Origin of the sequence: Akkermansia sp. RCC_12PD (assembly GCF_036417355.1) — a bacterium.
In the GTDB taxonomy this organism is placed as follows: Bacteria; Verrucomicrobiota; Verrucomicrobiia; order Verrucomicrobiales; family Akkermansiaceae; genus Akkermansia.
In genome coordinates, this window is record NZ_CP143889.1 from 2,478,037 (window position 1) to 2,498,572 (window position 20,536).

14 protein-coding genes, 1 tRNA gene and 1 riboswitch are annotated in these 20,536 nt (G+C 55.3%); of the genes, 11 read left to right on the top strand and 4 right to left on the bottom strand.

From position 1 onward, the window contains the following. Window positions 1–121 precede the first annotated feature (121 nt). A riboswitch (TPP riboswitch) is annotated at window positions 122–241 on the top strand. A gap of 68 nt (window positions 242–309) precedes the next feature. The 5 genes from thiC to V3C20_RS10550 all read left to right on the top strand — a co-directional run bounded on the left by thiC (window position 310) and on the right by V3C20_RS10550 (window position 5,700). Then, window positions 310–2,139 (top strand): phosphomethylpyrimidine synthase ThiC, encoded by a 1,830-nt coding sequence (gene thiC / locus V3C20_RS10530; protein WP_130083717.1) that lies wholly within the window; start codon window positions 310–312, stop codon window positions 2,137–2,139. A 119-nt stretch (window positions 2,140–2,258) separates the two neighbouring features. Then, window positions 2,259–3,206: a thioredoxin family protein gene (locus tag V3C20_RS10535; protein WP_130083716.1), complete on the top strand. Its 948-nt coding sequence runs from the start codon at window positions 2,259–2,261 to the stop codon at window positions 3,204–3,206. Between the two features lie 164 nt (window positions 3,207–3,370). Beyond that, a complete protein-coding gene (locus V3C20_RS10540) occupies window positions 3,371–3,943 on the top strand; it encodes a sigma-70 family RNA polymerase sigma factor (RefSeq protein ID WP_330935376.1) in 573 nt (190 codons plus the stop codon). 19 nt (window positions 3,944–3,962) lie between these two features. Beyond that, window positions 3,963–4,610: a hypothetical protein gene (locus V3C20_RS10545; RefSeq protein ID WP_130083714.1), complete on the top strand. Its 648-nt coding sequence runs from the start codon at window positions 3,963–3,965 to the stop codon at window positions 4,608–4,610. A gap of 139 nt (window positions 4,611–4,749) precedes the next feature. Beyond that, a complete protein-coding gene (locus V3C20_RS10550; protein WP_330935377.1) occupies window positions 4,750–5,700 on the top strand; it encodes a PDZ domain-containing protein in 951 nt (316 codons plus the stop codon). Between the two features lie 93 nt (window positions 5,701–5,793). On the opposite strand, the gene dgt is transcribed toward V3C20_RS10550, so the two are convergent. Together dgt and V3C20_RS10560 are read right to left on the bottom strand one after the other, a co-directional pair. Continuing rightward, window positions 5,794–7,155 carry a dGTP triphosphohydrolase gene (gene dgt / locus V3C20_RS10555; protein WP_149873370.1) on the bottom strand — a complete coding sequence of 454 codons (1,362 nt, stop codon included), beginning with the start codon at window positions 7,153–7,155 and terminating at the stop codon, window positions 5,794–5,796. Window positions 7,156–7,180: 25 nt separating this feature from the next. Then, window positions 7,181–9,439, bottom strand: coding sequence for a multicopper oxidase domain-containing protein (locus V3C20_RS10560; RefSeq protein WP_130083711.1), 2,259 nt, complete (start codon window positions 9,437–9,439; stop codon window positions 7,181–7,183). A gap of 244 nt (window positions 9,440–9,683) precedes the next feature. Between V3C20_RS10560 and V3C20_RS10565 the strand changes: the two genes are divergently transcribed. Both V3C20_RS10565 and V3C20_RS10570 read left to right on the top strand, forming a co-directional pair. Then, the gene (locus V3C20_RS10565) at window positions 9,684–10,724 is read left to right on the top strand and encodes an L-dopachrome tautomerase-related protein (protein WP_161981275.1); all 1,041 of its coding nucleotides are present in this window, start codon (window positions 9,684–9,686) and stop codon (window positions 10,722–10,724) included. A gap of 148 nt (window positions 10,725–10,872) precedes the next feature. After that, on the top strand, window positions 10,873–11,157 hold the full coding sequence (locus tag V3C20_RS10570; RefSeq protein WP_330935378.1) for a hypothetical protein: 285 nt from the start codon (window positions 10,873–10,875) through the stop codon (window positions 11,155–11,157). Window positions 11,158–11,799: 642 nt separating this feature from the next. Here the strand turns inward: V3C20_RS10570 and V3C20_RS10575 are convergent. After that, on the bottom strand, window positions 11,800–16,653 hold the full coding sequence (locus V3C20_RS10575) for an autotransporter domain-containing protein (protein ID WP_330935379.1): 4,854 nt from the start codon (window positions 16,651–16,653) through the stop codon (window positions 11,800–11,802). Between the two features lie 791 nt (window positions 16,654–17,444). Between V3C20_RS10575 and V3C20_RS10580 the strand changes: the two genes are divergently transcribed. Then, window positions 17,445–17,603: a hypothetical protein gene (locus V3C20_RS10580; RefSeq protein WP_153812552.1), complete on the top strand. Its 159-nt coding sequence runs from the start codon at window positions 17,445–17,447 to the stop codon at window positions 17,601–17,603. A 57-nt stretch (window positions 17,604–17,660) separates the two neighbouring features. On the opposite strand, the gene V3C20_RS10585 is transcribed toward V3C20_RS10580, so the two are convergent. Continuing rightward, window positions 17,661–17,735 (bottom strand) — tRNA-Val (locus V3C20_RS10585). Between the two features lie 478 nt (window positions 17,736–18,213). On the opposite strand from V3C20_RS10585, the gene V3C20_RS10590 reads away from it, so the two are divergent. From V3C20_RS10590 to V3C20_RS10600, 3 genes are all read left to right on the top strand, one after another. Further along, on the top strand, window positions 18,214–18,420 hold the full coding sequence (locus tag V3C20_RS10590; protein WP_149873738.1) for a hypothetical protein: 207 nt from the start codon (window positions 18,214–18,216) through the stop codon (window positions 18,418–18,420). A 622-nt stretch (window positions 18,421–19,042) separates the two neighbouring features. Then, the gene (gene alr, locus V3C20_RS10595) at window positions 19,043–20,146 is read left to right on the top strand and encodes an alanine racemase (protein WP_130084886.1); all 1,104 of its coding nucleotides are present in this window, start codon (window positions 19,043–19,045) and stop codon (window positions 20,144–20,146) included. After that, window positions 20,124–20,528: a hypothetical protein gene (locus V3C20_RS10600; protein ID WP_130084885.1), complete on the top strand. Its 405-nt coding sequence runs from the start codon at window positions 20,124–20,126 to the stop codon at window positions 20,526–20,528. The genes alr and V3C20_RS10600 overlap by 23 nt, the downstream gene beginning before the upstream one ends. Window positions 20,529–20,536 lie beyond the last annotated feature (8 nt).

The window sequence follows — 20,536 nt, forward strand, 5'->3', positions numbered from 1 at the left end:
ATTTCCTGGTAATCCAGGATCCCATATCGGAAATGCCGGGAAAAATCTTCCGGCATTTTCCTGTCCTGTTGGCCGGAATGAAAACGCTTGGATGCGGGGAATGTCCGTGCTACTCTCCTTCCAAGTTCGGCAGGGGTGCCACAGACAAAAAGGCTGAGATTGCGGCAGCATGCTGTTTCCGCAGGACCCTTCAAACCTGATGCGGGTAATTCCGCCGCAGGGAGTTCGATCAAGCGGGCCGTAACCCGTTTTTTGCGGATGTTCCGTTCGGCGGCGTATCCCTTGCCGGTACTTAACAGCATCCATGCCATGAACGATACCGCCAAATTGTCTTATCCCGGGTCCCGCCGCATTTATATTCCGGGCCGCCTTCATCGGGACGTACAGGTTCCCATGAGGGAAGTCATCCTGAGCGATACCCTGCTGCCGGACGGCACCGTCCATTCCAATGATCCCGTACACATTTACGACTGTTCCGGCCCGTGGGGGGACGAAGCCTATGCAGGCTCTGCGGAGCAGGGGCTGCCGGCCCTGCGAGCCGCATGGATACGCTCCCGCGGCGATGTAAAGGAAGTGATTACGGAGAATGGCCCCTGCCTCCAGGCTGCCGGGGAAGGCCCCGTGACCCAGCGGCACTATGCCCGGCGCGGAATGATTACGCCGGAAATGGAGTTTGTAGCCATCCGTGAAAATCTGGGCCGCGAACAAGTATTCAAGGCTGTTTACGACCGTTACCCGAATGAAAAGAGCCGTCCGGACGAGGCCGGAGAAATCCTGGACGCACTGACGGTGATGCCGCGCCCGTCCGGGCTGGAAGCCGCAGAAGGATTCGGGCCGTCAAGCATGGTGGCGCGCGACCGTCTGGACCATCAGCACGCGCCGGAGCGCAGGAGCGGTTGCCGCATGCCCGCGTATTTCACGGCCGAATTCGTCAGGGATGAAATCGCCGCAGGCCGCGCCCTCATTCCCGCCAACATCAACCACCCGGAATGCGAGCCCATGGCCATAGGCCGTAATTTCCTGGTGAAAATCAACGCCAACATCGGCAATTCCGCCCTGGGGTCCAGCATTGAGGAGGAGGTGGAAAAACTGCGCTGGGCCATCCACTGGGGGGCGGACACCGTGATGGACCTTTCCACCGGAAAGAACATTCACGCCACCCGTGAATGGATTCTGAGGAACTCCCCCGTGCCCATCGGGACCGTGCCCATCTACCAGGCGCTGGAAAAGGTGGGCGGCAACGTGGCGGACCTGAGCTGGGAAATTTTCCGGGACACTCTCATTGAACAGGCCCGCCAGGGTGTGGACTACGTGACCGTGCATGCCGCCCTGCTGCTCAGGTTTGTGAACCATACGGCCCGGCGCATGACGGGTATCGTCTCCCGCGGCGGTTCCATCATGGCCCAGTGGAGCATGAGCCATGAGCAGGAAAACTTTCTTTACACCCATTGGGATGAAATTTGCTCCATTCTGGCGTCGTACGACATCGCCGTCTCCATCGGCGACGGGCTGCGCCCCGGTTCCGTGGCGGACGCCAACGACTTTGCCCAGCTTGCGGAATTGGAAATCCAGGGAGACCTGACCATGCGCGCCTGGCGTGCCGGCGTTCAGGTGATGAACGAGGGCCCGGGCCACGTGCCCATGCACCTCATTGCGGAAAACATGAACAAGCAGCTTGAATGGTGCATGGAAGCTCCCTTCTACACGCTTGGACCGCTGGTGACGGACATTGCTCCGGGCTACGACCACATTACCGGGGCCATCGGCGGGGCGATCATCGGGCAGCGCGGCTGCGCCATGCTTTGCTACGTCACCCGCAAGGAACACCTGGGCCTGCCGGACAGGGAGGACGTGCGGGAAGGTGTGGTCACCTACAAGCTGGCGGCCCATGCGGCTGATCTGGCAAAGGGCCACCCCTCCGCCCAATGGCGGGACAACGCCCTGGCCCAGGCCAGGTTTGAATTCCGGTGGGAGGATCAGTTCAACCTGTCCCTGGACCCGCAGAAGGCCCGTTCCTACCATGATCTGATGCTCCCCCATGCCAATGCCAAGAAAGCCCATTTCTGCTCCATGTGCGGCCCGGATTTCTGCGCCATGCGCCTGAGCCAGGACATCCGCCGCCGTTCCACGGGAAAATAATCCTCCATCCATTTCCCGGAAGCCGGGTGGAGGCTTCCGGGAATGGTGGGGTCTTCCGGGTGCGGAAGTGTTAAAAATGGGATGACACCGCATCAATTTGTGTTATTGTGCCCTGTAAGATGAATACCTTTTTTCATATAGCAGGGACGGCTTCACTTTCTCTGGCCGTAGCTCCCGCCACTCTCGCCGCTCCGGTCTGGGAGATTGATTTCAACAAGGGACTGGAGACGGCCAGGGACGGAAACCGCACCGTGATGGTGGAATTCACCGGTTCCGACTGGTGCCCGCCCTGCAAATACCTGCGCAGTACCATTCTGGACTCTCCGGAATTTGCAAACTATGCGGAAAGAAACAAGCTGGTGCTTGTGGAACTGGACTTTCCGCGTACGCCGGGGAAAATCTCTAAGGAACTCATGAAGGAACGAGAGGACATTATGCGGCGGTATGGCGTTACCGGTTTTCCCACCGTGATGCTGATGGACGGAACCGGAGCTCCCTATGCCCGGATCGTGGGGCCCACAAAAACGGCGCCGGAATATCTGGAAAAGCTGACAAAGGCCCAGGATCTGAAAAATTCGCTGAACGGGGAAATTGCCGTTGCCCGGAAGCTCTCCGGCAGCGAACGGGCTGCCGCCCTGGCGAAGGCTCTGGAAAAAGTGCCCGCGGAATTGCAGGGATACCACAAGGAATTGATCGCGGAAATCATGGCGTCTGACCCGGAAGACCGGTTCGGATTTGGAAAGAAGGAGAAGGAAGCGCGCATGATGGCGCAGCAAAGTGAGATGCTTGAGCAATTTTATCTCTCTCAGAGGGGGAAGATAAGAGGTGAGGAGCTCCGGAAGAGCCGCGAAGAAGCTGAAAAAATACTGTCGTCTCCCGATCTCCTGCCACCAATCCGTTTGAAACTGAATAAATTCATCAGTGACAGCTATGCCTTGGAACGCAACTATCCTAAATCCCTTGAATACCTGAAAAGCGCACGCGATTCCGATCCCGGCTCCAAGGAATCCTCCAGGCTGCAACCCTGGATAGAAAATATGGAAAAAATCATAGCACGCGAAAAATAAGAGGGCTGCATTCCTTGTTCTTGCTATTTTCCCGTTCATGCGGCTGAATACGGTTTCCTTCCCTCCCCACGGAGGGAAGAGTGATTTTTCCGTATAATATTTAGACAAAGGAAAGATGGCATTCCGCTATGATGATAGAAAGACCGCAAGACGAGGAAATGAATATGTCCGCACAGGCCATGGAACAGGAAATGAATGAGGATGCCGATCATCTGCTGAGCTGGGATGAATGGCTGCGCCGCCATGTGTCCCAGCTTCTCCTGTTCGCACGCCAGCAATCCCGTTCCCCGGAGGATGCGGAGGACATTCTCCAGGATGCCCTGGTCCGCCTGGCGCGCAAGGAAGCCGCAGGAGAATTCGTGGGCGGCCAGGAAGCGTGGCTCTCCTATGTCTTTGCCTCCATCCGCCGCCTGGCCGTGGACTATGGCCGCAAGGCGGACCGCCGCCAGAGGCGCGAGGACGAGGCGTGCAGCGCCGATCCGGCGCAGGATGCGTGTACGGACCCCTGGTTTTCCAGCTCTGCTGCGGATGAGGAGCTCAAGCAATTCATGGAGATGCAGCTCAAAAAGCTCCCTTCCAAATTTTCCGAAGTCATTGTGCTGAAAATATGGGGTGAACAGACCTTCCTGCAAATAGCGGAGACGCTGGAAATATCCCAGAACACGGTGGCAAGCCGCTACCGCTACGGCATTGACATGCTCCGGAAAGCGTTGAGAAACAGAAAAGAAGAAATTTGAACATACCTGCTCCACTCTTATGAAACATGAATCAGCATCATCCTCAGAGGAAGACGGCGGCGGTACCGCCACTATCCAGCCTCTCCCCGTATCCGATGAACTCATTGCCCGCCTGGCCGTCAGGTGTGAGGAAATATTCCCCCTGAATGACCGCGTCCGGCATGAAATTTCCGATGAAGAAATTCATGAAATGGAATCCCTGCTGAAGCGTTTTCAGCCGGCGCCTGCAAAAATCCTGTTTCGGGAGCAATGCTGCTCCCTGATGTGCACTGAATCCGAGCGTGAAATGGAAGACCGCCTGAAAAAATTCTCCGCCTCCTCCATGCTGGAATTCTCCGTCTGCAAAATGGCTTACGCCATGGAAGCCGAGGGAGAGGTGAAGCAGGAAAAAAATGTTTCCGGCCGCATGTGGAGGAAGCTGGCCTATGTCTCCGGAATTTCCGTGGCGGCGGCTGTTGGAGCCATGCTGCTCATGCAGAACATGCTGGACTCCCGCAGCGACGGGGCAGAGGCCATTGCGGAAAAATCGGAAAGCGTCCCCCTCCCGGAAGAGCACCAGGAATCTTATCGTAACCCCACCATTTTTGAACTGCAGGGGGGAGATGAGCGGGTGCCGGTCGTGGCCCCGGCAAATAGCAGGAAAATCATTCCTGAAAGGGAATATTGAGTAATTCTTCAATGGGCCGTTCAGTAGCGCCAGCCCCGGATTTTGATGATCCGGGGCCTCTTTTTTGCCGTGGATTGAAAAAAATATGCAAATTTTTGAACATGCAGTGTCCGGACATTGTATATTATCTCACATGAATATGAAAACCTGTACCTTTCTGACATTGGGGCTGTTGATAAGTACGGGTTCCGGTTTCTCTATTGACCGGCCCGCTGGAAATACTGCCGCTCTTCAGCCTCCCTCTCTTACTCCTTATCCTTCCCGGCCTGCTCCTCTGCCTGCGTCCCGGCCCGTGAGGCTGGGCATTGTGCCCGGCACGGTTCCGCAGGCGCTTGTGGCCCAGCTGGAGCTCAGCGGATTTCCCGGCGTGCTGGTGACCAAGGTTATTCCGGACAGTCTGGCGGCCAAGGCTGGCTTGCAGGAAAACGACGTCGTTGTCAAGCTGGGGGACATGTCCTTGTCCGGCCCCCGTTCCGTGACGGAAGCTTTGGCGGACAAGGCGCCGGGAGACAAAATAACTGCAGTGCTTTACCGCAAGGGCAAAAGAGAAACGGCAGACCTGACTCTGGATGCCGGAACGCTTTCCGCCGAGGAAATTCTTGCGGCCCAGGGTGATCCTCGTTCGCATCCCCGTACGTCTCCCGGTGGATTTTCCCCTCGTCCCACCCTGCCTCAGGGGCTGCTCGGAACGCAGCCGGATGCCTTTGACCGGATGCAGCAGATCATGGATGAATTCCTGAAAAATTCCGTGATGGATGATCCCGGAATGGATGACGTCTTTAGCAGGATGAACCTGACTCCTGGGTCGGCCCAGGTGCTCAGAAGCCTTCAAAATCTGCAGAAGATGCCCATGCCCTCCATGGGGAACCTTCCGGGGGGAGTCTCTGGCTCTTCATCCGTCCGCATGACGGACAACAACGGCACGATTATTATTTCCTCCAACTCTCAGACCGGGACCTCCGTCCATGTAACGGACCCCTCCGGAAAGGTACTTTATTCCGGCCCCTACAACACCCAGCAGGAAAAGGACGCCGTGCCTGAAGCTGTTCGGGAGCGGTTGAAAAACATAGAAACCAACTTCTGCTTTTAAGATTTCTGCTGAATATTCGTGATCATGTTAAGGATGGCTGCTCCGTTTACCGGGGCAGCCATTTTCATTGCCGGGAAAACCGTGAAAAGCCCGTCAGTGGATGCCAGTCAATTTCCTGTATGTTTCCAGTGCGAAGGAATCCGTCATGCCGGAAATGTAATCCAGCATATGGATCAGGCGTTTTTCCCGTGACTCTTCATCCGCAGGCAAAAGGGTTCCCTGCAAAAGGATGGCTACCTTTCTGGCTTGTCCGGAACCGGGGTTGTCCACCCATTCCATGAAAAAGTCGATCAATTCTCCCAGCACCTTGTAGCCCATGGCCTCCACCTGAATGACGTCCTGCGTCTGGTAAACGTCGCGTATGGCATCTTTGTAAAGACGGTCCAGAGGTCCGGCCAGTTCGGAAACGTCAATGAGGGACTTTTCCATGCTCCCGTCCAGAAGGCGGTCTTCATAGGCCTTGAAGCCCTCTACTACGGCGCGGATACTTCTGCCGATCGCCAGCGCCCGCATGTAATGTACGCAGGAATCCTCCTCCCTCCGTACTGCCAGATCTTCGGCATACTCCCTTTGAGAGGGAGTCAGGAAGGGATGGAACAATTCCATGACGTGGTCGAACCTCAGGATTCTTGAGAAAAAGCCGTCTTCAATATCCGCAATGCGGTAGCAGATATCGTCCGCGGCTTCCATCAGGAAAGCCAGGGGATGGCGGCACCAGCAAAGGTCGTTTCCTTCCGCCTCCGTCCGGGGTATCAGGCCCAGGCTGCCCGCCACAAATGCGGCGGCTTCCATTTCCTGGCTGCCTATGCCGAACTTTTTGCATTCCAGACTGTTGTCGGGAGTAAGCATCTTCTGTTTGGCTTTAAGGGAATAGGACTGTGTACAGGGATACTTCATGAAAGCGCCCAGCACGGCAGCCGTCAGCTTCAGGCCCTTGCCCTCCATGGGGTCTCCGGTGCGGGTCAGGATGCGGAAGCCCTGTGCGTTCCCTTCAAACGGGCGCGATAATCCATGCCGGAACAGGGCCGTCTCAATGGCATCCTCCCCCGAATGGCCGAACGGAGGATTCCCGATATCGTGCGCCAGACAGGCGGTGGAAACGATGGTAGCCAGGTCGGAAGGAATGATATGGGCCGGCAGCGAGTCTTTTCCGGAGAGCCATTCTCCCACCAGCATGCCCAGGGAAGAGCCGACGTGGGCCACCTCCAGGCTGTGGGTAAGGCGGGTGCGCACATAATCGTTGCGCCCCAGAGGAAACACCTGCGTCTTATCCTGAAGGCGGCGGAAAGCGCTGGAAAACAGGATGCGCCCGTAATCCCGGTCATAATTGCTGCGGTGCTTTTGCGGAGCCGCCGTACTCTGGTGGCTTGATCCCCAGCGGGCGTCTGACAGAAGCTGTTCCCAATTCATCTTTTGCGGCACGTTGCCGATGATAAGGGCGTCCGGTGCGGACACAAGCAAAAACGGGAGGGCAAAGGCGTCAATAAGTCAGCATCAGGCCTACACCCCAGTGCAGGTTATTGTCGTAATTGGTGGAAATGCTCACATGAGGCGTCAGGATGTAATGCAGTCCAACGGAATAATCCCGGTCCGTATTCAGGGAAAAGCTCAGGCGCAGGCGCGATGTCAGCGGAATATCGTCCCGTTCAAGCTGGAGACGCACCTTCCCGTCGGTATCAATGCGGGCGTCCGCCACCAGCAGCAGAGGCAGCGTGTACCGTGTTCCCAGGGTGCCGTCCAGTTCACGGTCCTTCCTGGTGGTCTGGCGGAACATGTTGCGTTCCCCGGCCTCGCCCTTCCTGTATGTCCAATCCATGCCGATGTAGGGATAAAGCCACTGCTTTTCTCCGATGTACCTGCCCAGGCGCGCTTCAGCTTCATACCCGCGGGTATCCTTGTATCCTGTCTGCCACTCTCCCTGGATGCTCCAGCGCGTGCCGCCGAACTCCAGATCCCCTATATTCCCGTTAGAGGCAAAATCATTATTTACGGTCAGGTACCATTTACGGTCCATTGCGTAAACGTGCTGGAGCGCCTGGCGGGGATGGGGAAGCTGGGGATTGGGCGGCGAATCCTCATACGTGAAAATACGCCCCATGCCGCTCATCATGTGGTACAGGATGTGGCAGTGGAAAAACCAGTTGCCCCGCGTCTTCTCCGCGGCATTGAACTCAATCACCTGCGTGGCCATGGGCTGGATGTCCACCGTGAACTTCAGCGGGGAAAAATCCCCCTGCTTGTTGACCAGGCGGAAAAAATGCCCGTGCAGGTGCATGGGGTGCCTCATCATCGTATTATTGGTCAGGATGATGCGGACATTCTGACCCTCCCGGATCATGATCCGGTCCGTTTCCGACAGTGTCCTGCCGTTGATGCTCCAGACGTAGCGGTTCATATTTCCGCTCAGTTGAAAATGCAGTTCCTTCACGGGAACGCCGGAGGGGAGGTTCGTTTTTGCGAGGGACCTCAGCATATCGTACGTCAGCGTAACCTCTCCTTCGTCTTCCTGCATGTCCTCCGCATGATGCTTTCCATGGGAACTGCCAGAAGACATGGACATCATGTGCATGCCACCCGCACGGGGAGAATCCATACCTCCGGACATGTTATGATTCATGTGCTTCATGCCGGGCATGGAGCCGGAGCCCATGTTCATCATCTTCATGCTCCCGCCCATGGTCATCATGCCGTTCATCCTCTTCATGTTCTTGAAATAATTCAGCTTGGGAAAGGGACGCAGGGGCTGCTTCTCCCCATGCCCCAGCCACAGTGAGGAAGACCCGGTGGTATCCTCCGCCGTCGCCTGGAACTCGAAAGCCCTGCCTGTTTCCGGCACGGTCAGGATCACATCGTAGGTTTCTGAAACGGCAATAATCATCCGGTCAACGTCCACGGGGACCACGTCCTTGCCGTCGCTGGCCACGACGCGGATTTTCCCGCCGGAATATCTGAGCCAGAAATAAGTGGAGGAAGCCCCGTTCACGATGCGCAGCCGCACGCGGTCCCCGGCCTTCAAACGGGGCAGGGAAGCATGCGGGCTCCCGTTGAGCAGGAAGCGTTCGTAATACACGTCGCTGACGTCCATCGGGTTCATGCGTTTCCATTCGCTGGTCAGCTTGGTGCCCAAATAGCCGGCCCGGAGCGCCTCCCAGTAGCTCTGCACGCTCCCCTTCCGGATGGAAAACCAGTCGGACCCCGTATGGAGTTTTCTATTCACCTCGTTCGGATTCTCATTGGTCCAGTCGCTTAAAACCAGGGTGTATTCCGGCAGGGTGTCCTCCGCTCTGCGCGCCGGATCGTTCCTGCGCTTGTGGACGACGAAGGCTCCGTACAGTCCGCTCTGCTCCTGAAGACCGCTGTGGGAATGGTACCAGTACGTGCCGTTCTGGATAATGGGAAAAGTATAAGTATGGGTGGTATGGGGCTTCACGGGTGCGGAAGTCAGGTAGGGCACGCCGTCCTGGTCATTGGGCACCAGAAGGCCGTGCCAGTGGAAGGACGTCTCCGTATCCATCATGTTGTGCACCCGGATCACTGCCGTGTCCCCCTCCGTAAAATGCAGCACGGGACCGGGAATGCTGCCGTTGATGCTCATGGCGGGACGCGCCGTTCCCGTGAAATTGACGGGGGTATTCCGCACATACAGGTCGTACTCCACCGTCTCTGCCTGGGCCGGGGAATGGAAGACGTACCCGTAAAGGCAAAGGAGGAGGAATAAATAATGCACAATCCTGAACATGAAAAAATGGGGCTGGCAGGAAAGACCGTGCCGCCTCCTTCCCGGTTCAAAATGAAAATGTACGGATGCGTCATATTCTGGAATAAAAAACAACGCCCGGGGTAAAACTCAATTTATCCAAACGGGGAAATGTTCCGGACTGCTTCCTTGTAATTGGCAGGAAAAGAAAAGGGGACAGTTGATTGAACAATAAAAAGCGGGGGCTTGTCCGTAAGGAACAGACGCATCAAACTCCATGATTCCCATGAAAGCCTTCATCATTTCAACCTGCATCTCTCTGTCAGCCATGTGCGCCTCCTTTTCTCAAGAAGCCCGTTCGGAATCCGGAATTGAACCCGTTGCTTCATTCAAGGGAGCCCAGGTAACCGGAGTCACGGTCACGGACAAGGGCAGAATCTTCGTCAACTTTCCCCGCTGGCATGAAACAATACCTTGCTCCGTGGCGGAGGTGGACCGGCAGGGAAACTTCAAACCCTATCCGGACGAGAAAACCAACCGGTGGGAAAAGGGAAAAACACAAGATGGAGACGCGTTCGTATGCGTGCAGTCCGTCGTTGCCGACAGAGACCGGCTTTACATCATTGATACGAAAAACCCGATGATAGGAACCACGGTGGCGACACCCACCTTGTACGTCTACGACCTCAACACCAACAAGCTGATCAGGAAATACCCACTCTCGGAATCGACCAAACCCAAGTCCTATGTCAACGACCTGCGCGTGGACCGGGAGCACGGCAAAATCTACTTTACGGACTCGAACGAACCCGGACTGATCGTGCTGGACATCAAGAGCGGAGAAAACTACCGCATGCTGGACAACCACTCCTACACGACCGCGGAGCAGGACCACATCACCGTCAACGGCAGGCGGCACGACGGGAAAGTCCATTCCGACGGCATAGCTCTGGATAAAAAGAACGGTATCCTCTATTTCCATGCCTTGACGGGCAGGACCCTGTACGGAATACCGGTGCGCCAGTTGATAGACCGCCGGATAGACGAGAAAAAAATCACCAAAATGAAAACGCCTTCGCCCGACGGCATGATCATGGACAGCCGGGGCAACCTCTATATGGGTGATCTGGAAAACAACAGCATCGTGTACCTCACTCCGGACCGCAAAAGCATCCGGACACTTGCCTCCGGAAAGGAAATCAGCTGGCCGGACACATTCAGCATCCATGACGGATACCTCTACTTCACCAACTCCCGCATCCAGGAAGCCCAGGGCGACATTTCCGACATGGTATTTACCCTGGAAAAGGTCAAACTGCCGGAATAAAGGATCCGCCGGAGTTCCAACGTCAGAAGTACTTCCGTTGGCAATGGCGCCTCCATTTCCTTCGTGATTGCGGTTGTTGATAAACTGAACGTTGTCCAGGCGGACAAGTGCGCCCTGTGACGAAATAGTCTCCGCTGTCCGGCTGGACATGAAGAACCTTCAGCCGGAAATCCGGGAATGGACGGCGGAACGCCGGGATATGGATTTCAACCGTCATATCAACAATGCCGCCTATCTGGTTTGGGCGCTGGAATCCCTGCCGGAAGCCTGGCAGGCGGAACGCGCCCTGACTGGCATTCACCTGCACTTCAGGAAGGAAAGCCATGCCGGGGAACAGATGAAGTCCCTATTGTTCCGCCAGGAGAATCTTACCTGCCACCATATCATGCAGGGGGATGAACTGCGGGCGGAAGCGGTGCTGGAATGGACCTGATGGACAGAATGATGAAGAAAAAACTCTACCTGTCCATCAAGTACGCCAGCTCCATTAAAGTCATTTAGCCACTCAACAACAAGGCCGCCCCGGTTCACCCCGGGCGGCCTTGTTGTTTTTGCAGCAGAAACGGTGTTTCCACCATTTCCCCTGATCTGTCCTGACTTTTTTTAGAAGTCGTAGCGGTAGCCGATGCTTCCGTTTACCGAGCTGGCTCCGTTGCGGATGTCCGCGTTGCCGTTGACAAAGACCGTCCCCTGCGTCCCTACCGGCACGCTCAGGCCCGCTCCTATCTGCAACGCCGTCCGACCTACCTTGGCTCCACGCACTTGCTGCGTGTAGCCGGGGTTGGCAAGGAAGCCCACCGACGTTTCTCCCCGGTCGTCTCCCAGGTCCTGGGCCGCGTTGATACGCAGTTCCGCCAGCGCTTCCCTCCCGAAGATGTTGCTGCCTACAAGACCCATCCACCGGCCGCCCAAGGCAAGTGTCCCCGTCGTCCATTCCTGCTTGTCCACGCTCAGGCCCGCGTTGCCCGCTCCCGTTTCACGGTAGCCGTCCATGCGCGTGGTGACCACCGAGGCGTTGAAGAGGGGCTGCAGGATGCTGCTCCTGTTTTCGTTGAGGTAGATGTCGTAGGTGAGTTCATACATCGCTCCCATTCCCCAGCCGTTGGTGTTGCCTTGCGTCCTGTAGCTGCCCGCTCCGTAGTCCACCGTCCGGTTGAGTTTGGCATCGTTCCACCCGCCCGTCAGGATGAGCGTGTGGGCCCAGCGCTTGCTTTGGTAGCGGCCGAAGAGGTTGGCGTAGTAGCTGTCCAGGTGGCCGTCGGCCGTGTCCGCCGCGCTGGCCGTCAGGTCGCCGTAGTTGGCCGTGAAGGCCGCCCCCATCGTGAAGGAGTCGCTGAGGTCCACGTCCACCCCGAAGGTGCCCCCCCCAGGTGGTGAGCTTGTAGCCGCTTTCATCACCCCTGGTGTCCAGCTGGGCGTAGGAGCCCGTGCCTTCCATCCACATGTGGAAGTAGGGGAGGTCTTCGTTGATGTAGGCGGGGTTGACGCCCATCTGGTTGGTGCGGTTGCGTATCCATCCCATTTGTTCTCTCAGCGCGTCGCGCTGGGCGGTACCCAGGGCGTTGACCGTGGAACCCGCCGACGCAGCCAGAGCTCTGGATGCACCGGACAGATTCGGAGCTTCCCCCGTAATCATATTGCTCACAGCATTCATGAGCTGGCCCAGTTGGGAAGTTGCGTCCAGATTGTTTCTGGCTTCCCACAGGAGATTGGAACCGGCTGCCGCATTGTAGGAGTCAGCGGCGGGAGTGAAGATGTTTTCCTGCTGAACGGTGGCGTTCAACACGATGTTATTCCCGTCCCTGGACATGACGGCATCCTTGTAGTACACGGCAAAAAGCCCGGTGGTCCCGATGGAAAGGGAAGCACCTTCATCCAGTCCATTGATCAGGTCCGCCGTCATCAGCACCACGTTTTCCAGGTTATCATACGTGCCCAGGCCGGTGTTGCCCGTCATGTTGGCAAGCACGAACTGGGCTCCATCTCCGATGGTGATGGAATCCGCCGTGATCATGGCGGAGCCAAAGGGATCCGCCTGGTTCAGGTTATACACGAATTCCGTGGTGGAACCGCTCTGGAAGTCAATGCTGTTCAGATTCAGGGCCGTATTGGCGTTTCCGCTGCCTGAGCCGGTGGCTTCCACGCGCAGGATGCCGGAAGAGCCCACCGCCACATTCCTGTAGTCAAGTCCGGCGGAAGCCTCCGTCCCCTTCAGGACGAGCGTGCCGCCGTCATGCACGTTCAAGTCGTACGCGGTGCTCCCGGTCCGCATTTCCTGAGTGACCTTTCCGGAGATGTCCAGAGTGCCCTCTCCCTGCAAAGTGCCGGAGAAGGAGGCGCTTCCAGCCGTGGTGGAGGTGATGGACAGGGTGTTCCCGTTCAAGGCCAGAGCGCCGGAACCGGACAGCCGCAGAATGGACTTGTCCCCCGTGCCGTCCAGGCTCAGAGTTCCATTCAGCGTGACGGACGTTCCGGACAGCCGGGCTTCTCCGCTCAGGGACAGTTCCGCCCCTTCCTGAATGCGGAGGGAGCCGGTTCCGGTGATGGTGCCGTAATCCATGCTGCTTGTTCCGGTCAGGTCGAGAGCGCCCTTAATAGTCAGGGTGCCTCCGGCTTCCGTGGCGGTAAGGATTCCGATTCCGGCGTTGCCGTTAATGGTCAGGCCGCCTCCTTCCAGCGTGAGGGTGCCCAGGGAGTTTTCCGCGCCGTTGAGTACGATGCCGCCTTCACGCAGAGTAAGGGTTTCCATGTTCATCGTTCCTCCAACCGTCAGTGTCCCGGTTCCTTCCTTGATGAAGGCAACGTTGCTGCCTCCCGTGATGCTGCCTCCCATGACGGTATCCTGGCCGGCCGGGTCAATGTCGTCTTCTCCCGTCGTCATTTCTTTGTTGTTGAGAATGACGACGGCCGTGCCATCTCCGGTGTTGTTGACGACCAGGCTGCTGCCGGAGGCTCCTATCAGGTTGTTGATTTTAGCTCCTTCGCCGTCGTCTTCTCCAGGAGTTCCAGCCAGGTTGACCGTCAAGGTCTGGCCACTGCCGATGACAACGCCGGCGTAGCCGGAGAGCGTTTGATAGGAGTTGACTTCATGAGCGTTTCCTCCTTCCGCCTGCACGCGGTAGAGGCCGGTGGCCGCTCCGCTGAGCACCAGGCTGCCACCGTCCGTTCCTGTGACCCGGATGCCGTAGTTGGTCAGAAGGTCGGTAGTGAAGGCAATGTCGCCCAGGTTACCGACGGTCAGCGTTCCGCTGGTCAGGGTCAGGTAGCTGGAGGTGTCGTCGGTTTTGTGGTCCAGCAGAAGGTTGACAACGGCGTCGTTGCTCAGGTCCAGCGTCAGCCCTTCTCCCGCAATGGCCAGGTTCGGGGCGCTTCCCGTTCCGCTGCCGTTGCTGATGACAGCGTCGGATGCCTGCGTATCCTGGCCGATGTTTTCCGTCCCAAGGGCAATGGTAAGCCCGTCCAGGCCTCCTTCTCCTACAGTTACGGATCCGGTGACTCCGGTCAGACGGGAGCCGGCGGCGATATTCAACGTCCCCTTCATATGGCTGCCGTTGGCTCCGGAGAGGTTCAGGTTGCCTTCCATGATGGAAATTCCTTCCGTGATTCCGCCGAGGATGGTTTCTGCTCCTGCCGCGTCTGCCCCGAGTTTCAGGTCTCCCGCTCCGGTTTTGGTCAGGGACGGGCTGTCAGTCAGTGCATAAACGGTGGCGGAGGTTCCTTCTCCGGTAACGTTGATTTTGTCAAATTGGGTGAAGGTTGTGTGTTGGAAGTCCGTGGCTCCAAAGCTTCCCTTGAATTCAAGCGTCCTGTCTCCCCCTACCGTCGCTCCGGCGCTTCCTCCAATGATGATGCCGCCTTCTTCCCCTTCCGCTCCAAAGACGCTTCCTTCCGTCAGAGAGACGAGTACGTCGCCTCCTACCGTGCCGCAGTTGCCTGCCCCGTAGATGTCGCCCAGGTAGGTCCCCGCCCCAAGGGTGACGGTGACGCTGCCGCCAATGCTGACGGGCAGGGCCGCGGCGTCTTCCGCCGTCCATGCGCTTCCTCTCCAGGACCCCCCCACGATCCGGCCCGTGAAGACGGATCCCCCGTCAATGGCGACGCTGGTATTTCCGTTGGTGGTCAGCGTGGTGCCGTCCCCCCAGTTCCAGAAAGAGCCGCCCATGATGTCTCCCGTGAAGATGATTCCTTCTTTTCCGGTGATGGAGACGCTTGAGTTTCCTTCCACTTTTTGTATGCCTCCGTTGCTTTCGGATTTCGTGTTTGCGTAACTGCCCCCATAGATGTTTTTGACGAAGTTGTTTTGCCCGTCTGTGCCGGAGAGTTCCGCATTGCTTAAATCAACAGTTACCGAGGTGCTGCCTTGGATTGTCGTCCCTGAAACCTGGTTGGCCGTCCATGCGCTGCCGCCCGTGATGAAGTTCTGGTTTGTTGCGTTGCTGAAGTCTCCCAGGTTGACGGTCGCGTTGTTGCTATACTGGATATTGGTGACCAGGACGTTTGTGTTTCCTGTGATGATGGTGACGGCATTATGGGAGGAAGTGCTTCCTCCGATGATGGCTCCGGCCACGATGGCGTTATCCTTGACGGTAACGTTTGTGCTGCCCGTCAGAGTTGTGCTCGCTCCCTGCTTGTTTCCGCCGATGACGTGTTCCGCCGTGGCGTTTCCCGAGAGCTGCACATGGGTGTCTCCCGTCAGTGTGCTGGTCTGGAGGTTGTTCCTCCATACGTTGTCTACCCCCCCGGAGATGATGCCAAACGCCCCTCCGTTAATATCCATCCAGATGTCCCCCTGGTAGTTGAGGTTGCCGGACGACAAGGTCGCCCCACTATTGTATACCCCGGCCAGGTTGATTTTGGTTTCGCTGGAGTTGATGATTTGATAAACTTTGTCCCCGCTGGTCGTCAGGGTTCCGTTCAAATATCCCAGGCTGACATTGGTCGCGGTTCCGTCAAGCGACAGGGTAAAGGCATTTTTGATGGTTTTTTCCAACGTTCCGTCCGCTCCCGCCGAAACCCAGGTCACGCTGGCTATCGCGCCTTCATTGATTGTAAGCGTGGAGCCGTTTATGTTGTATTGGTCCGAATTCAGCCCCGTGACGGAAAAGTTCGTATTAAGGATGCTCCCTAAATCGAACGTGTATTTCTGACCGTCCGCCACCAGGCTGTCAAGTGCGCCGCCGATGTCAATAGTACCTGAAGTGAAGGATACACCTTCCATGGTAAAGGAAGAGCCGGATTCCGTATAGGTTAACTTGGCTCCATCAACAGTCACATTCTGCAATGTGCCGGTGCCGTTCATATTCAGTACTGCATTTGTTCCCAGAGTGGCGGAGTTGAAATTCAGCGTTCCTCCTGCCATGGTGATTATTCCGGAATAAGCCAGGGAAGAATTATTGATATTCAGGATGCCTCCTTGGGCCGTGATATTCGCGTTGATGACGGCTCCCGTCAGGTTCTGCGTACCCGTTCCGGCCATGATTAGATTTATTCCTCCTGTGGGAGTAGTCTTGCCGTTCACCCCGGCGTACTGCGTGGTTTCCCCGATGCTTCCCCCGTACGTGTAATCTCCGTTGCCCGTCAGGGTAAGATCCGCTCTGGCGGAATTGGCCGACTGGACGCGTCCCTTATGCGTTCCGCTGAATTCGTCGGCATCATTCAAACCGGCCAGAGAAGCGGCATTGGAAATTTGCAGCGTCAGGTTGTTGGAACCTTGATTGGTTGAGCCCGACAAATCCACTGTTGCGTTGGCGAGCGCCGTTCCCGTAATCTGGAGAATGGCCCCTCCGGACTGCGTCTTCTTCTGGGAAAGGATAATGTTCCCGCTAAAATTGCTTTCCTGGGAACCAAGCACAAATTTGGAGGCATAGTCGGCATTCTTGTTAGCCGCTACCAGCATCAAATCTCCTTCTCCGGCAAATGAACCGTTCAAATTGATGGTACAGGCGCCGTTTGAATTCTGATTAATGGTAAACGAGGAGCCTGCTCCTAAATAAAGCCCTGTGGAGTAATTGTTATTTCCTGAAGTTACATCAAGGTTGAAGGATTGCTCCCCAGTGACTGAATATTCATTGGCGGACTCATTATTATTGAAGGTGGAGTCCGCTCCCCATGCGGGAGATTCAGAAGTTGGGACGGCCAAGGAAACACTGGTGTAACAAGCCAGAACAGCCGCCAGCAGAGCAATAGGCAGGTGTAGACGCATTTTTTGTTATGGTGTTAATTTTTATGTATTTATGTATAATAATACGAATTTGAAATCCGAAGTCAACGAAAATTTTTGATATGAAAACGTTTTAGAAAAGATGAGAAGAGTGAAGAAGAAGCAGGAACGAAAGGGAGAAACTATGTGAATACATATTCAATAACATCACTATTAATGATTTAGATATTTTCCAAAATAAATTTAAATCTTTATCGAATTTCAAAACCGTTGCGCTAACCTTGGAGGATGATTGTAAAAAATTGTTTATCAATAGATTTCTTTGTTGATTATCTTTAAGACACGAGCACAAATTACTCGAATTCTCCTCCTACCGATAGACGAGCCACGCTAGTCATGCATCGTTGCTTTGGCAGGATTAGTCTGCGAAGGTATCACTTCCGAACGTTTTCATTCTCCGGCCCGGCATCTAATGTTTCAGGGACCAGTACAGGAGGGAGTATTCCGGATGTGTAAAAGGTAAAGGGATACCGTGAGGCCGGCTTCTTCTTAACTCTCGAATGGCTGAATTCGTGCCACTTATTTTCGTACAAGGGGGGGTATCAGGCAACGGATCTGATCATGAAATTGAAACTCCAGCTGACTTTCAGAATCACCTTGAACAACTTCAAACAGGTGTGAATCAGAAAAAACAAGGTACTGATATGGGTGCTGGTTGAGCAATTTTGAAAAAGAAAAACGCCTCGAAATTCTTGATTCCGAGGCGTTTATGAAAATGGTACGCGGTACTGGTTTCGAACCAGTGACCCCATGCGTGTGAAGCATGTGCTCTACCACTGAGCTAACCGCGCGTCTATGGTGCGGAAAAAATATATCGGAGGGTTTGGGAATTGGCAAGGAGTTTTTTGAAGTCGGATGAAAATGATCAAAGTTTTTTCTTTCCTTGCTCTTTGGTAGGAACTGTCTTTATACGGGGAAAAATAGCCGGAAGGATTGATTTTTCTCATGCAGGGAAAATCTGTTTCCGACTGAAGCCCTCTATTAATGATCAACATGAAAATACCTCTGTTCCTGAAAGGAAATTACTGTGTACACTTGGCGCGAAGGGAATCGGGCCGGTGCTTTGGTGAGTTGTCGTGCCTACACGGAGGATTTCCGATTACCTGGTTTATTCCATTTATTGCGATAGGACGGAACGGCGCATCGCCGTGTAGATTTCAAATGGAGGGATGCTTTTGGCGCAGGATTTTACGCTTGCAGGCGTGTGCAGGACCTAGTGTATCCATTTCATAGTGTTACTTTCCCTTTTCCTGCGCATATCTCCCGGCAATGCTGAATTTCCCATCGGAAGAAGATTTGGCCAATAGAAAAAGCAAAGATGGCTGCGGTCATTTTGTCCCAATGGAAAGTGACCATGATCATACATATTGGAGAAGAACGATACCCGTCATGCCAATGGATTTGCAGTTTCTCATCACGCAGATGATTTCCATTCCGTTGCCGGAGAAAATGATTCTACTGCAGTTTCAAGATTAATGAATTGGGAGATGAGCGTTTTCCGTTAAAGGGGAAGGGCAGCGCTGCCCTGGCGATAATGCCGTGCTATTGTATCCTGAACCATAGGGGACGGGAATTTTCCTCTTGCCATGATTTTGGCACATAACGGCTTTCCAGGGGAAGGGAAATTGAATAGGCGGATCAACTTCACTGACCGGGAAAAAGCCCCCTCGTTCTTCCGGAGGGCTGGGGTACTGTCATTCTGTGTTTTTCAACGGCGGGTGTCCATACTGACAATTGTTTGGGGGAGGTAGCGCTTCGTAAGGATGTTGCTGGCCATGATGAAGCCGGCGAGATGAAGGAAAGTCTGCCGCCTCTTACATCCAATCAAAGGCTGGGAGTGACTGCCTGGATTTTTTGAAACTGTGGCTTGGAGGATTTTCCCAAGAGAGAAGAATGTTTCTATCCAAGGCTACTTTTTCTACTGTCGGGCCTCCCGGAATTCCCAGGCACGGCATGTATACTTTCCTCTTCTCAAGATTTTCTTCTTCATTTTATCAAGTTATTAATTGTCAATATTTTCCAGTGCTCTTTCCGGGAAAGGGGGATGGTGGCTGAATTCCGGCTTGTAGAATATCCGCCGTCTTTTTAAACTCCGGGCATGAGTTGCACAAGCCCACCCCGAGCATGGGCCCAGATTGATACTGGTGCATTGAAGCACAATCTGAATGTCGTCCGCCGCATCATGCCGGACCACCGTTTGATGGCCATTGTGAAGGCGGAGGCTTACGGACACGGTCTGGAAGGCGTGGTGAAGGCTCTGGACGACGAGGGCTGCGCTTTTTTCGGGGTGGCGACCGTGGCGGAAGCCGGCCGGGTGCGGGACGCTGGGGCCAAAACGTGCCCTTTCATTCTTGGTCCCTGTTTTGCGGGAGAACGGGAGGAAATTGTCCTGAACGGCTGGCGCGCCGCCCTTTCCAGCATGGAGGAGGCGGAACATTTCAATTCCCTGGGGAGGCTGTACAACAAGCCCGTGCATGTCCATCTGGCCGTGGATACCGGCATGGGGCGCAGCGGTTTTCTGCCCAGCGAACTGCATGGCCTTACCGAAAGGCTTAAGCAATTCTCCTTCCTGGATTTGGAAGGCGTGTTTTCCCACCTTTCCGCGGCATCGGACGATATTTCCTTTACGCACGGTCAGATCAGCGGATTTGCGGAGGCGGTGAATGAACTTTCCAAGGGCCACGAGTACAAGTTCCGCCATTTGTGCAGCAGCGCGGCCGTATTCAATTACAAGGTGCCCTGTGCCAACATGGTGAGACTGGGGAGAATTCTGTACGGGTATTCTCCCATGCCGTCGCCCCACAACAAGGAACTGCGCCCCACGCTGACGCTCTACAGCCGCATTACTTTGATACGTACATTGCCGGGCAATCACGGCGTCTCCTACAACCATTGTTATATCACCAAGGGTTGCACGAAGGTAGCGACTATCGGCATCGGTTATGCGGACGGCTATCTTCAGTATTTGTCCAATCAGGGAGCGCGTGTGTATATCAACGGCCAGTACTGCCCCGTTCTGGGACGCATTACCATGGACCAGATCATGGTGGATGTAACGTACATGGACCAGGTGAATACCGGTGACCTGGTGGAGATCATGGGGCCCAATGTGAGCTGGGAGGAGCTGACGCGCCGCGCCAATACCATCCCCAGCAACGTGCTGACCAGCATCAGTTCTCGTGTTCCGCGGATTTACGTGTAAGCAGTTTCGCGCGGAGGCCGGATTCTATTGTTTTTCTTTTTTCCGGGATGCTTTCCCGGAAAGTTCCGGCTGTCATGCCATTCCGGATTTTGGAGAATTGGAAAAGCCTGCTGATGAAAACAGAGTAGTTTTTCAGGATATTGCCGGACGGACGGCTCCGCGCTTTTTAAGCTTTGGTCCGGTGGTTCGGAGTTTTTACTGTTTGCGGGTGTTTTTCCCGGCTGGCGAAAATTCTCGTTCCGTTATGCTTCGGGAAGGGTTTTCCATCGCGGGAGGGGGAGCAGAAATGCCGGGGTGGGGGGGATGCTTGCAGGAAACAAGGAGGGTAAGAGAAATTTTCCGTCAAAAAGACAGTTTTTCTGGCGTTCAGCTTTCCTTTTAATTTTCCGG

Coding starts and splice junctions, on each gene's coding strand:
- V3C20_RS10565 (WP_161981275.1), top strand. CDS start 9,684: ATGAAAGCCTTCATCATTTCAACCTGCATCTCTCTGTCAGCCATGTGC.
- V3C20_RS10550 (WP_330935377.1), top strand. CDS start 4,750: ATGAAAACCTGTACCTTTCTGACATTGGGGCTGTTGATAAGTACGGGT.
- V3C20_RS10590 (WP_149873738.1), top strand. CDS start 18,214: ATGCTGAATTTCCCATCGGAAGAAGATTTGGCCAATAGAAAAAGCAAA.
- V3C20_RS10560 (WP_130083711.1), bottom strand. CDS start 9,439: ATGTTCAGGATTGTGCATTATTTATTCCTCCTCCTTTGCCTTTACGGG.
- V3C20_RS10535 (WP_130083716.1), top strand. CDS start 2,259: ATGAATACCTTTTTTCATATAGCAGGGACGGCTTCACTTTCTCTGGCC.
- thiC (WP_130083717.1), top strand. CDS start 310: ATGAACGATACCGCCAAATTGTCTTATCCCGGGTCCCGCCGCATTTAT.
- V3C20_RS10580 (WP_153812552.1), top strand. CDS start 17,445: ATGGCTGAATTCGTGCCACTTATTTTCGTACAAGGGGGGGTATCAGGC.
- V3C20_RS10545 (WP_130083714.1), top strand. CDS start 3,963: ATGAAACATGAATCAGCATCATCCTCAGAGGAAGACGGCGGCGGTACC.
- alr (WP_130084886.1), top strand. CDS start 19,043: ATGAGTTGCACAAGCCCACCCCGAGCATGGGCCCAGATTGATACTGGT.
- V3C20_RS10570 (WP_330935378.1), top strand. CDS start 10,873: ATGAAGAACCTTCAGCCGGAAATCCGGGAATGGACGGCGGAACGCCGG.
- V3C20_RS10540 (WP_330935376.1), top strand. CDS start 3,371: ATGTCCGCACAGGCCATGGAACAGGAAATGAATGAGGATGCCGATCAT.